The organism is Methylobacterium sp. WL18, assembly GCF_008040015.1.
Classification (GTDB): Bacteria; Pseudomonadota; Alphaproteobacteria; order Rhizobiales; family Beijerinckiaceae; genus Methylobacterium; species Methylobacterium mesophilicum.
On sequence record NZ_VRVD01000081.1, the window covers coordinates 1 to 12,247 of the forward strand.

Annotated in this window: 10 protein-coding genes and 1 pseudogene; 5 read left to right on the forward strand and 6 right to left on the reverse strand. The window is 68.5% G+C overall.

Annotated elements, in window-relative coordinates:
• The 4 genes and pseudogenes from FV228_RS09425 to FV228_RS09445 all read right to left on the reverse strand — a co-directional run.
• Positions 1–1,020: pseudogene (locus tag FV228_RS09425) on the reverse strand (DNA mismatch repair protein MutS); the annotation flags it as partial.
• Between the two features lie 149 nt (positions 1,021–1,169).
• Positions 1,170–1,499, reverse strand: coding sequence for a hypothetical protein (locus FV228_RS09430; RefSeq protein ID WP_246693875.1), 330 nt, complete (start codon positions 1,497–1,499; stop codon positions 1,170–1,172).
• A gap of 294 nt (positions 1,500–1,793) precedes the next feature.
• A complete protein-coding gene (locus FV228_RS09435) occupies positions 1,794–2,654 on the reverse strand; it encodes an alpha/beta hydrolase (protein WP_147854380.1) in 861 nt (286 codons plus the stop codon).
• A 402-nt stretch (positions 2,655–3,056) separates the two neighbouring features.
• Complete coding sequence (locus FV228_RS09445) at positions 3,057–4,790, reverse strand: patatin-like phospholipase family protein (RefSeq protein ID WP_147854382.1); 1,734 nt, start codon at positions 4,788–4,790, stop codon at positions 3,057–3,059.
• Between the two features lie 199 nt (positions 4,791–4,989).
• On the opposite strand from FV228_RS09445, the gene FV228_RS09450 reads away from it, so the two are divergent.
• The 4 genes from FV228_RS09450 (at position 4,990) to mmsB (ending at position 10,096) form a co-directional block, all read left to right on the forward strand.
• Positions 4,990–5,742: an SDR family oxidoreductase gene (locus FV228_RS09450; RefSeq protein WP_147854383.1), complete on the forward strand. Its 753-nt coding sequence runs from the start codon at positions 4,990–4,992 to the stop codon at positions 5,740–5,742.
• A 420-nt stretch (positions 5,743–6,162) separates the two neighbouring features.
• A complete protein-coding gene (chvE, locus tag FV228_RS09455; RefSeq protein WP_147854384.1) occupies positions 6,163–7,236 on the forward strand; it encodes a multiple monosaccharide ABC transporter substrate-binding protein in 1,074 nt (357 codons plus the stop codon).
• Between the two features lie 98 nt (positions 7,237–7,334).
• On the forward strand, positions 7,335–8,870 hold the full coding sequence (gene mmsA, locus FV228_RS09460; protein WP_147854385.1) for a multiple monosaccharide ABC transporter ATP-binding protein: 1,536 nt from the start codon (positions 7,335–7,337) through the stop codon (positions 8,868–8,870).
• Positions 8,867–10,096, forward strand: coding sequence for a multiple monosaccharide ABC transporter permease (gene mmsB, locus FV228_RS09465; RefSeq protein WP_147854386.1), 1,230 nt, complete (start codon positions 8,867–8,869; stop codon positions 10,094–10,096). Before mmsA ends, mmsB begins: the two co-directional genes overlap by 4 nt.
• Before the next feature lie 32 nt (positions 10,097–10,128).
• On the opposite strand, the gene FV228_RS09470 is transcribed toward mmsB, so the two are convergent.
• Both FV228_RS09470 and FV228_RS09475 read right to left on the reverse strand, forming a co-directional pair.
• Positions 10,129–10,476 carry a hypothetical protein gene (locus tag FV228_RS09470; protein WP_147854387.1) on the reverse strand — a complete coding sequence of 116 codons (348 nt, stop codon included), beginning with the start codon at positions 10,474–10,476 and terminating at the stop codon, positions 10,129–10,131.
• Positions 10,477–10,577: 101 nt separating this feature from the next.
• Positions 10,578–11,549, reverse strand: a complete 972-nt coding sequence (locus FV228_RS09475; protein WP_238260303.1) for a polyprenyl synthetase family protein — start codon at positions 11,547–11,549, stop codon at positions 10,578–10,580.
• Between the two features lie 144 nt (positions 11,550–11,693).
• Between FV228_RS09475 and FV228_RS09480 the strand changes: the two genes are divergently transcribed.
• Positions 11,694–12,247: biosynthetic peptidoglycan transglycosylase (locus FV228_RS09480; RefSeq protein ID WP_147854388.1), on the forward strand; the 554-nt coding region annotated here is incomplete at its 3' end.

Below are 12,247 nucleotides of genomic sequence, written 5' to 3' on the forward strand. Positions count from 1 at the left end.
GAGCGGCCCGGCCAGGCGCTCGGCCAGCAGGCGGGCGCCGTTGGCGGTGACGGTCCGGTCGATCGTGTCGAGCAGGCTGCCGGTACGCTCGCCCGAAAGCGTGCGGGTGAGCTCCAGGTTGGCGCGGGTGGCGGCGTCGATGGCGAGCGTCGACCCGGCCTCCTCGCGGCTCGGCACCGAGAGGGGCGCCCGGGCGGCGAGTTGCGTGCGAGCGATGTACAGAAGACCGGTCCCGGCGGCCTGGATCTCGGCCCGGGTGAAGCTGCCGAAGCCGTCCAGGGTCGAGACGCCATATTGCTCGCGCACCCGTCGCTCGGCCGCGGCGGGCTCCAGTTCCGCCTGGGCCAGGGGGACGATCGCGGCCCGGCTCTCCTGCCAGATCCGCGCCAGCGCCTGATCCGCGTAGATCGCCTCCGACAGGACGATCTCCCGGGGATCGTGTCGGGCGATGGCGCCGGCGAGATCGCCACCCGAGACCTCGCTCAGGGAGAAGCGGCCGGTGGAGATGTCGATGGCGGCGATGCCGTACGCCGTGGCCCCCTCCCCGGTCTTGCGTCGGCCGATCGCCAGCAGGAGGTTGGCGCTGGCCGGATCGAGCAGGCGATCCTCCGTGATCGTGCCCGGCGTGACGAGGCGGACCACCTCGCGTCGCACCACCGATTTCGGGCCGCGCCGCTTGGCTTCGGCGGGATCTTCGGTCTGCTCGCAGACCGCGACCCGGTTGCCCAGCGCGATCAGGCGGCTGAGGTAGTCGTCGGCGCGGTCGACCGGCACGCCGCACATCGGGATCTCGGCGCCACCGTGCCGGCCTCGCTTGGTCAGCACGATCCCGAGGGCCCGCGAGGCGATTTCGGCGTCGCCGAAGAACAGCTCGTAGAAATCCCCCATCCGGTAGAACAGGAGGCAGTCGGGGTTGGCCGCCTTGATCTCGATGTACTGCGCCATCATCGGCGTAGCGCCGGCCGGATCGAGGCTGGCGGCAGGCGGCGTGTCGGGGAGGCGGACGGCGGTACGAGCCATGGCGCCTCTTAGCAGAGTGCGTCTGCCGAATCAGGCCGTCCCGGGCGATGCGCCTGGGGAGAAGCCATCATCGCCGTGGATGCCGTCGCGCGGAACAAAAAACCCGGCGCTTCACGCGCCGGGCGGTGGTTCGGGTTGCGTGGACTAACTCAGTAGCGCGGGCCGTTCGTGGTGCCGCCCAGGTTCTGCTGATAGCCACGCATGGCCGGGTTCTTCGCGTTCGGATTACCGTGGCGCATCGTGTTCATGCGGCGCATCCGGCGATGGTGGCGCGTGGTGTGATGACGATGCATCCGGTGATGATGCATCGCGACGGTGTCGATCATGTCATGCCCGGCCAAGCCCGATTGCGGCATAGCGGGGGCGGCCTGCACGGCCGCCGTCCCCGCGACCAGGCCGCCGAGGACCAAGCTGGCAGTCAGCAGTGAACGAAAAGACATTTGTAAAATACTCCATCCGACTTCAAGAAGGCACTGCACAATGTTTCGCGCCTCGGGAGGTTCCCGAGTCTCATCCATAAAAAGTTGTGTGCAAACCAGGCAAAGATCGGATTAACCCGACATCCAGTCCGTGTCGGGGAGAGTATCGACTTTAAGAGATGATGAAATTACGCAGCTACAACTTCTAAGACGGAAGCATCGCTCAACCGAAGGGGTCGCGCACCGAGATTAGGCGTCGCAGGCACGATACCGCATCGGACGCATGGTTACCTGGCGAGTTGCCGTCAGCACACGGTCGTACCGGACAACGAGCGGGTTCGCCCCGGCGACCGTTCAAGCGAGAAACTGGCGCAACGCGGTGTTGACGGCCGCGGGCTCTTCGTGGGCGAGCCAGTGCGTGGCATTCGGGAACCACGCGATCCGCCCGTCCTCGCAGAGATCCAGGCTCGCCTCCGCGAGGCCGGATTGCATGGCGGTGTCCTGTTTTCCCCAGAGGATCAGGGTCGGCACGCGGACCCGCGGCGGCGCCGTCCGCGGCAACTGCGCCAGGGCACGGTACCAGTTCAGCATGGCGGTCATCGCGCCCGGTTGCAGCCAGGCCTCGACATAGCGATCGAGGTCCGGAGGCGCGAAGGCCCCGGGCCGGCTCGTGCGGGTCAGCGCCCGCCGCAGGGCCCGGCACCGATCCGCCGTCAGCAGCCGCTCGGGCAGCACCGGGATCTGGAACAGGCCGACATAGGAACTGCGCAGCCACTGACCCGGGTGACGACGGATGTACGACCCGACGATGCCCGGATGCGGCGCGTTGAGGATCGCGAGCCGGTCGATCCGGTCGGGATACTGGCTTGCGACCCACCAGGCGACCAGCCCGCCCCAATCGTGGCCGACGAGGCGGATCGTCCGGAAGCCGCAGGCGTCGGCCAGGGCGATCACGTCACCGGCCAGCCGATCGAGGTGGTAGGCGGCGATGCCGTGCGGCTTGTCGCTCAGGCCGTAGCCGCGCTGATCGGGCACGACGAGCCGCAACCCGGCCTCTGAGAGCGCTCCAATCTGATGGCGCCAGCCGTACCAGAACTCGGGGAACCCGTGCAGAAGGATGGTCGGCGGACCCCCCTGCGGGCCGGCCTCGGCCACGTTCAGGGTCACCTGCGGCAGGTCGATCCTGCGCAACGCAACGCCCACCACCTCGCTCATACGATCCCGTGCTCCGTCATGTCCGACGGCTCACGCGGCGTGTTGGCCGCGCATCCGTCCCGTCAGAAGCCGAGGGCGGAACAGGCGCCCGCCTCGGTCGCCAACTGATCCCTGAGCCGATCCGGAGATGTCCGCGTCCAGAGACAGAGCAGGACGAAGGCGGCACCGTGCAGCAAGGATCCCGAGGCGGGGACATAGGGTGAGCCGTCGCCATCCCGTAGGCTTGGCGCGCGCTCGGTATCGGCCCGATTGCGGGGTGTTGCAGAATGGGTGGTCATTGTCTTCAAGCCCAGAGCGTCTTCGTCTCAGGGAAGATCGTGGGCGGGGGCATCTGGTTACCCCCTGCCCGTCGCCAGGGTGCGCTGGCACACGCGCGACCACCCTGCCCGATCCGGCGATCGGTCAGCGCATCGGATCGAGCCACTGCGCCAGGTGTCCGGCCTCGATGTTCGCGCGGGTGTCCCGGTAACCGAGTTCGGCGGATTCCCGGAAGCTCGACCATGCGCGCAGGTCGATGCCGGCGAGCGGCGGCCTGAGCAGGGCCGTGGCATGGGCCGCCGCCATCATGGTCTGCGCGTCGCTCGACACGGTGGCCGCCCGCAGCAGGAGCGGCGCCAGGCTCGGCATCGCCGCCGGCGAGCCGATCAGCCGGCGCAGGAGCCGGCCGCGCCAGCCCCGGATGGGCATGTCCTGGAACGCGCGGTCGCTGCCGACATCGACGGCCAGGACCGGGCCGCGCTCCAGTTCGGCGGCGACGTCCGCGGGCACGTTGTTCATCATGCCCCCGTCGACCAGCACGCCCGCGTCGCACAGCACCGGGGGCAGCAGCCCCGGGATCGCGATGCTCGCCCGCAGCGCCTTGGGCAGGTCGCCGGCGCGGTGGATCATCGCCCGCCCGGTCGTCAGGTTCGACGACACGCAGAAGAACGGCAGCCACAGGTCCTCGATCCGCGCGCCGCCGTAGCGCTCGGCGAGACCCGCATCGACCTTGGCGCCCCGGGTCAGGGCGTGGATGGGCAGCGTGTAATCGTTGATCAGACTGCGGCCGGCGAACGAGGCCTGCGTCTGCGCCTCGATCTCGGCGAGGCTCCACCCCATGGCGAGGCTGGCGGCGATGATCGCCCCCATGCTGGTCCCGCCCACGAAGTCCGGCAGGCAGCCGGCCTCGTCCAGGGCCCGGAGCACGCCGAGATGGGCGAAGGCGCGCGCGCCGCCGCCGCCGAGCACCAGTCCCCGCCCGACCCCGCTGGCCAGCCGCGCCAGCCGCCGGATATCGTGGTTCCGGCCGGGGCGGACCTGCACCCGCATCGCGACCGGCAGGCCGGCGACGTCCGGGTGCAAGGCCTTCGGGCGCGATGCCTCGGGATCCTGGCGCACCACCAGGTCCATGCGGATCCAGTCCGACCGCATCCGTTCCAGATAGGCGGTCACGCCAGGGCGCGGCGGCGCGCCGGGCTCGGCGAGCAACAGAACATGGTCGCCGAGGCGCTGGCTCAGCCGCGACCACGCGTCGCCGATGTCCCGTGCGACGAAGACCGTCCGCGCATGCCGGGCCTCGAAGGCGTGCACCCATGCCTCGTCGGCCCCATCCGGCAACCGGCTCAGGCAAGCGGTCTCCCCCGGCAGGATCGCATCGAGGGCGGCGGCGAAGTCGTGGGCGAGCGGTTCCGGATCCGGGCCGTCCGTCACCGCCAGCACCACGAAGGTGCGCGGCGCGTGATGCACCGAATGGCCCTCGTAGAGCGTGCGCAGGCGCTCGGCGAGCATGCGGGCGAAGTAGAGGAGCGTGTGCGGATGCTCCGTGATCACGGTCTCGAAGGCGGCGCGGGTCAGGCACAGGAACTGCGAATCTCGCAGCGCCATCACGGTGGCCGCACGCGGCGCCTCGGACAGGAGCGCCATCTCGCCGAAGGTCTCGGGCGGGCGCAGCCGGGCGATCCGGGTGAAGATCCCGTGGCGGTCGCGGGTCGAGACGCCGACCGCGCCGGAAACCAGGGTATAGAGTGCGTCGCCGGCATCGCCCTGCCCGAACAGGGTCCGGCCGGCCGGCACCGCCATCGAGACCATGCGGGCCCGGACGGCCGAGACCGCCGCCGCGTCGAGGCCGGCCAGGAACGGGATCTCGGGTGCGCTCATCCCTGCTCCGTCGCGGCTGCGTTCGCACCCGCTTCCCGATAAGCCCGCATCCCGCCGCTCCCGATCCCGCGTCCCGCCACGATCCACCATAGCGTGTTGCCGGTCGCTACGGTCCCCATGCAACTGAAACGGATCGCCCTTCGCGCCGCCGCGGCGGTCCGGTACAGCCAGGGCAACGTCATGGAACAGGGAGGCGGCGATGTCGGTGGCTGGTCGGATCGCGATCGTGACCGGAGCGGGGACGGGGGTCGGCAAGGCTTCGGCCCTGGCGCTCGCCGGATCCGGGTGGACCGTCGTGCTCTCCGGGCGGCGGCAGGCGCCGCTCGACGAAGTCGCGGCGCAGATCGAGCCCGGCCGCGCCCTCGTGGTGCCCACCGATGTGACCGACCCGGATTCGATCGCCAACCTGTTCGCGCAGACCAAGGACCGGTTCGGCCGTCTCGACCTGCTGTTCAACAATGCCGGGATCGGTGCGCCGGCGGTGCCGCTGGAGGATCTGCCGCTCGAGACCTGGCGCCAGGTGATCGACACCAACCTCACGGCGTTGTTCCTGTGCACCCAGCACGCTTTCCGGATCATGCGCGACCAGGATCCCCGGGGCGGCCGGATCATCAACAACGGCTCGATCTCGGCCCATGCCCCGCGGCCGAACTCGATCGCCTACACGGCGACGAAGCACGCCGTCACCGGCCTGACCAAGGCGACCTCGCTGGACGGCCGCGCCTACGACATCGCCTGCGGCCAGATCGATATCGGCAACGCCGACACCCCGATGGGCGGCAAGATGAAGGCCGGCGTCGCGCAGGCCGACGGCTCCACGCGGCCTGAGGCGGTGATGGACCCTGACCATGTCGGCGACGCGGTGCTGATGATGGCGAACCTCCCCCTGGAGGCGAACGTCCAGTTCATGACCGTGATGGCGACTAAGATGCCGTTCGTCGGCCGCGGCTGAAGTCCCGGGCCGGCGCCCGACGGCCCGGCCCGACCCGCACGGCACAACCGCCTCCGACAGCATCCACGCTTTTTCCGCGTGCTCGGCGCGGCGACGATTGACGCCCGGATTTATAACTCATACAAATCGCTCAACAAAAACGGCCGGGGTGCGAACTCGGCCGCGCGCGGGGCGAGGGCCCTCGTAAGCCGTGCGCTGCGATCGTCAGCTCTGTCGCCGGACGATCGAACCGGCAGTGCCGGCGTGGAAGACTAACGATCGTCCCGCAGCTCCGGGATCGGGTCGCCAAGGACGTCCTTGCGTAGAACCGGCCGTATCGCTCCGGTCTGTCGATGACGTCCACCAATCAAGAAAAGCATTCGCACACTGCGACGGGTGCCGATTCGGCGCGCGGGACGACGATACGACCGGGGGGACTTGATGATCACCAAGCAGTCATTCTTGCGGCTTGCGCTCGCCGCCACGCTGCTGGCCGGCGTCGCCGTGCCGGAGGCGCTCGCCGCCAGCGGCGACCTGATCGGCGTCGCCATGCCGACCAAGTCGTCCCAGCGCTGGATCGACGACGGCAACAACATCGTGAAGCAGCTGTCCGCCAAGGGCTACAAGCCGGACCTGCAATACGCCGACGACGACATCCCGAATCAGCTCGCCCAGATCGAGAACATGCTCACCAAGGGGGCGAAGGTCCTGGTGGTCGCATCCATCGACGGGACGACGCTCAGCGATGTGCTGTCGAAGGCCAAGGAGGCCGGCGTCAAGGTCATCGCCTACGACCGCTTGATCAAGGGAACCCCGAACGTCGACTTCTACGCCACCTTCGACAACTTCCAGGTGGGCGTGCAGCAGGCCAACTCGATCGTCGACGCGCTCGGGCTCAAGGACGGCAAGGGGCCGTTCAACATCGAGCTGTTCGGCGGCTCGCCGGACGACAACAACGCCTACTTCTTCTACGACGGCGCCCTGTCGGTGCTGAAGCCGTATCTCGACGCGAAGAAGCTGGTCGTGCGCTCCGGCCAGGCTGGAATGGACAAGGTCTCGACCCTGCGCTGGGACCCGGCCACCGCGCAGGCGCGCATGGATAACCTGCTCTCGGCCTATTACGGCAGCGCCAAGCTCGACGCGGTCCTGTCGCCCTACGACGGCATCTCGATCGGCATCATCTCGTCGCTCAAGGGCGTCGGCTACGGCTCCGGCAGCCTGAAGATGCCGGTGGTCAGCGGCCAGGATGCCGAACTGCAATCGGTCAAGTCCATCATCGCCGGCGAGCAATACTCGACCGTGTTCAAGGATACGCGTGACCTGGCCAAGGTGACGGTGGCGATGATCGACGCCATCGAGAACGGCCGGCAGCCGGAGGTGAACGACACCAAGACCTACAACAACGGCAAGAAGATCGTCCCGTCCTTCCTGCTGAAACCGGTCGTCGTCACCAAGGACAACTGGAAGCCGGCCCTGGTGGACACGGGCTACTACACGCTCGACCAGCTGAAGTAACTGCGACGGGGCCCCGTTCCGGTCCCGATCGATCCTGGCCGATGCCGGCACCCCGGCATCGGCTGCCGATATCTGAACGACGAGCCGGAATTGGTCGCATGCAGCCCGTCCTCGAAATGCGAGGGATTACGAAGACATTTCCCGGCGTCAAGGCGCTCTCCGACGTCAACCTGACGATCCGGCCCGCCGAGATTCATGCCCTGGTCGGTGAGAACGGTGCCGGCAAGTCGACGCTCATGAAGGTCCTGAGCGGGGTCTACCCGCACGGAACCTACGAGGGCGAGATCCATTACGAGGGCCGCCTCAGCGCGTTTCGGGACATCTCGGACAGCGAGCGCGTCGGGATCGTCATCATCCATCAGGAACTCGCGCTGGTTCCGTTCCTGTCGATCGCCGAGAACATCTTCCTGGGCAACGAGCCGGCCCGGTTCGGAATCATCGACCGGGACCGGATGTTCACCCGGGCGGTCGAACTCCTGAGGACGGTGGGGCTGGAGGAGAACCCCGATACGCTGGTCACCCATCTCGGGGTCGGCAAGCAGCAGCTGGTGGAGATCGCCAAGGCGCTCTCGAAGAAGGTCAAGCTGCTCATCCTCGACGAGCCGACCGCGAGCCTGAGCGAGAAGGACAGCGACGCGCTGCTGCGCCTGCTGGTCAGCTTCCGGGAGCAGGGCATCGCGTCGATCCTGATCTCCCACAAGCTCAATGAGATCTCCAAGGTCGCCGACCGGATCACCGTTCTGCGCGACGGCACCACGGTCGAGACGCTGGATTGTCGCGACGGCACCGTCGACGAGGACCGGATCATCCGGGGCATGGTCGGCCGCGAGATGGCGAACCGGTATCCGGCCCGCGAGCCGCGGCTCGGCGACGTGATGCTGGAGGTGCGCGACTGGACGGTGCACCACGCCGTCCACGCCGACCGGGCCGTGGTGCGCAACGTCAACCTCACCGTCCGCAAGGGCGAGATCGTCGGGATCGCCGGGCTGATGGGCTCGGGCCGCACCGAACTCGCCATGAGCCTGTTCGGCCGCGCCTACGGCCAGGGCATCTCGGGCCGCGTCCGGATCGAGGGCCGGGACGTCGACGTCTCGACCATCGGCAAGGCGATCGCGGCCGGCATCGCCTACGTCACCGAGGACCGCAAGCAGCTCGGCCTCGTGCTCGACGAGACCATCACCAAGAACACGACGCTGGCGAACCTGCCGGGCGTGTCCACGGCCTCAGTGATCGACGAGGACAGGGAACGCGGCGTCGCCACAGATTACCGCACCAAGATGCGGATCCGCTCCTTCGGGGTCGCGCAGCAGACCGTGAACCTGTCCGGCGGCAACCAGCAGAAGGTCGTGCTGAGCAAGTGGCTGTTCACGCACCCCAAGGTGCTGATCCTGGACAAGCCGACACGGGGCATCGACGTTGGCGCCAAGTACGAAATCTACGCGATCATCAACGAGTTGGCCGAGGGCGGCCGGGGCGTGCTGATGATCTCGTCGGAGATGCCGGAGCTGCTCGGCATGTGCGACCGCATCTACGTGATGAACGAGGGGCGTTTCGTGGGCGAGTTCCAGCGCTCGGAGGCGAGCCAGGAGGCGATCATGCGCGCGATCATGCGCTCGAAGGAAGTGAACGGATGACCGAGACCTCTGCGGCCAAGACGATGCCCCCCGGTCCCGATTCCGTCCCGGACGCCAAGCCCGCTCCCGACGCGCGCGCCAAGCGCGGCTTCCTGGGAACCTCGCAGTTCCGGGATTACGGGCTGGTGATCGCCCTGCTGCTGATCACGCTGTTCTTCGAGTACACGACGAACGGCGTGCTGTTCCAGCCGCTCAACCTGACCAACCTGATCCTGCAGAACAGCTACGTCGTCGTGATGGCGCTGGGCATGCTGCTGGTCATCGTGGCCGGCCATATCGACCTGTCGATCGGCTCGATCGTCGGCTTCGTCGGCGCCCTGGCGGCCCTGCTCATGGTCCATTACGGCATCGACCCCTTCACCGCGACCATCGTGTGCCTCGCGGTCGGCGCCGCCATCGGCGGCCTCCAGGGCGCGTTCGTGGCGTATCTCGGGATCCCGAGCTTCATCGTCACCCTCGCCGGCATGCTGGTGTTCCGCGGTCTGACGCTCGCACTGTTGCAGGGCGCCTCGATCGGGCCGTTCCCGGAGGTGTTCCAGCTCCTCGCCAAGGGTTTCCTGGTCAACTTCGCCGGGCCCTGGACCGCCATGCTGATGGGGCTCGTGCTCGCGCTCCTCCTGCTCGGCATGAACTGGCAGCGCCGCGCCGTGCAGGTCCGCCACGGCAGCCAGCCCGACAGCCTCGCCTCGTTCATCGCCCGCAACGGCATCGTCACCGCGGTGATCCTGGCCTTCGCGTACCAGATGAGTTCGTATCGCGGCCTGCCGAACGTGTTGCTCGTCATGTTCGTGCTGGTGATGATCTACCGCTTCGTCACCACCCGCACGACGATCGGGCGGCGCATCTATGCGTTGGGCGGGAACATCAAGGCCGCGCGCCTGTCCGGCATCAAGACCGAGCGGCTGACCTTCCTGACCTTCGCCAACATGGGCGCGCTGGCCGGGCTCGCCGGCATGATCTTCGCCGCGCGCCTCAACACCGCGACCCCGAAGGCCGGCGTCGGGTTCGAACTCGACGTGATCGCGGCCTGCTTCATCGGCGGCGCTTCGGCGGCCGGCGGCATCGGCAAGGTCTCGGGGGTCGTCATCGGGGCGTTCATCATCGGCGTGATGAACAACGGCATGTCGATCCTCGGGATCGGCATCGACTACCAGCAGGTCATCAAGGGTATCGTGCTGCTCGCAGCGGTCTGCCTCGACGTCTACAACAAGAAGAACCGGGCTTGACGCCAGCAGACGGCCGGTCCATCGCCGCCGATCTACGAGGTCGGTTGGGGCTGCCGGTCGTCTCTGCGCTGCCGTTGGCTTCCCAACTCGGGGAGTTCGGAGGCGGGCTGCACGATGTTCGTCATGAGCAGCCGATGCGGCTGCGGACCCGGTAGAAGCGGAATCGGCCGTGCCTCGGGCGCCGGCGGTGGCGGGACAGGTGCCCGATGCTTCGGCGTCTTCGGTGCCGGCATCGCCGAGAAGCCGACACACAGCACCAGGCACGACAGGCCGGTCATGACGTCCTCCACGGACGGATCCGGCTGGGTCATCATGTAACCGAGCCCGCCGAGCCCCGAACCGGCGGCCAGAATGCGGGATAAGGACGGATAGGCGGGCATGCCCGACACTTGGGGCTGCACCCTTGCGGGCCGGTCAAACCGATTCGCTCAATTGACGCAAATTCGGCCCTGCCCTGGGCCTATGTCCTGCGCCGATCCGCTCAGGTCTTGCGCGCGACCGTGAAGCGGGCGGCGTCCCGCAGGGTCCGGGCGCCCTCGCCCCAGAGCGCCACGGCATCCTCGCAGACGCCGACCAGGCGGTCGCACTCCGCCCGGGCGCCGTCGAGGCCCAGCCGATCCACCAGGGTCGCCTTGCCGGCATCCTTGTCCTTGCCGGTCGCCTTGCCCATCGCCTCGGGTGAGGCTTCCCGGTCGAGGATGTCGTCGGCGATCTGGAATGCCTGGCCCAGAGCCAGACCGTAGCGCAGGAGCGCCGACCGTTGTGCTTCGTCGGCTCCACCGACGATCGCGCCGGCTTCCACCGAGAAGGCCAGGATCGCGCCGGTCTTCATCGCCTGCATCCGCAGGGTGTCGTCCACGTCCATGTTGGCGGCGCCGAAGCGCCCTTCGGCGGTGAGGTCGAGGAGCTGGCCGCCGACCATCCCGCCGAGGCCGGAGGCGCGGGCGAGCCCGAGCACGAGGTCGGCGCGGATCCGCGCATCCGGCTGCCAGGTCGGGTCGGCGACGATCTCGAAGGCGAGCGTCTGCAGCGCGTCGCCCACTAGGATGGCGGTCGCCTCGTCGTAGGCCTTGTGCACCGTCGGCTTGCCGCGGCGCATGTCGTCGTCGTCCATGGCCGGAAGGTCGTCGTGCACGAGGCTGTAGCAATGCACCAGCTCGACCCCGGCGCCGGCCGCGAGGGCCGCGGCCTCCGAACCGCCGAGCATCCGGGCGGTCTCGATGGCCAGGAACGGGCGCAGGCGCTTGCCGCCGCCCAGCACCGCGTGGCGCATCGCCTCCATCAGGCGCGGCGGCCGGGCGATCTCGCCGGAGCCGACCTCGGGGCCGAGGCGCTCGACCAGGAAGGTCTCGACCGTCTCGGCGACCTGCGTCAGCCTGTGGGAAAACCCGGCGGCGGGAGTGGCCGTCTTGACCGAACCGGTCTGAGCCTGCGTTGAGGGTATCGAGGTCATCGGGCGCTGCGTCCGGTCTTGGCCTGGCGAAATCAATCGGGCGTCGCTTTGCGCGGAGATGAAATCAAGATCAACCGACCCGGACCCAGGCGGATCGCGGCGGAGCGCGCCTTGCCACGCGCTCGCCCAAGGCGGTCCCGCCGTGTGCGCCGGATCGTGGGAGCGCTCCTGCTGCTCCCCGCCGTCGGATTCATCTCCACGCTCACGCTGGCGCTCGTCTATAGCGCGGTGACGCCGCCGTCGACTCTGATGCTCGGACGCTGGTTGACGCTACAGCCCGTCAGCCGGGACGCGGTATCGCTCGCTGCGATCGCGCCGGCGCTGCCGCATGCGGTGATCGCCTCGGAGGACCAGCGTTTCTGCCTCGATTACGGTGTCGATTTCGGCGCGATCCGCGAGGTCGTGGAGGACGAGGATTCGCCGAGCCGGGGCGCCTCGACCATCGCCATGCAGACGGTGAAGAACGTCTTCCTGTGGCCGGGCCGGTCCTACATCCGCAAGGCGTTCGAGATCCCGCTCGCGCTGGCGCTGGACGCCCTCTGGGGCAAACGGCGGATGATGGAGATCTATCTCAACATCGCCGAATGGGGCGACGGCATCTACGGCGCCCAGGCGGCGAGCCGCCACTGGTTCGGCAAGGACGCGAGCCGGCTGAGCCGGGGCGAAGCGGCCCTCCTGGCCGCCGTGCTGCCGAACCC

Coding starts and splice junctions, on each gene's coding strand:
- FV228_RS09435 (WP_147854380.1), bottom strand. CDS start 2,654: ATGAGCGAGGTGGTGGGCGTTGCGTTGCGCAGGATCGACCTGCCGCAG.
- FV228_RS09445 (WP_147854382.1), bottom strand. CDS start 4,790: ATGAGCGCACCCGAGATCCCGTTCCTGGCCGGCCTCGACGCGGCGGCG.
- FV228_RS09450 (WP_147854383.1), top strand. CDS start 4,990: ATGTCGGTGGCTGGTCGGATCGCGATCGTGACCGGAGCGGGGACGGGG.
- chvE (WP_147854384.1), top strand. CDS start 6,163: ATGATCACCAAGCAGTCATTCTTGCGGCTTGCGCTCGCCGCCACGCTG.
- mmsA (WP_147854385.1), top strand. CDS start 7,335: ATGCAGCCCGTCCTCGAAATGCGAGGGATTACGAAGACATTTCCCGGC.
- mmsB (WP_147854386.1), top strand. CDS start 8,867: ATGACCGAGACCTCTGCGGCCAAGACGATGCCCCCCGGTCCCGATTCC.
- FV228_RS09470 (WP_147854387.1), bottom strand. CDS start 10,476: ATGCCCGCCTATCCGTCCTTATCCCGCATTCTGGCCGCCGGTTCGGGG.
- FV228_RS09475 (WP_238260303.1), bottom strand. CDS start 11,549: ATGACCTCGATACCCTCAACGCAGGCTCAGACCGGTTCGGTCAAGACG.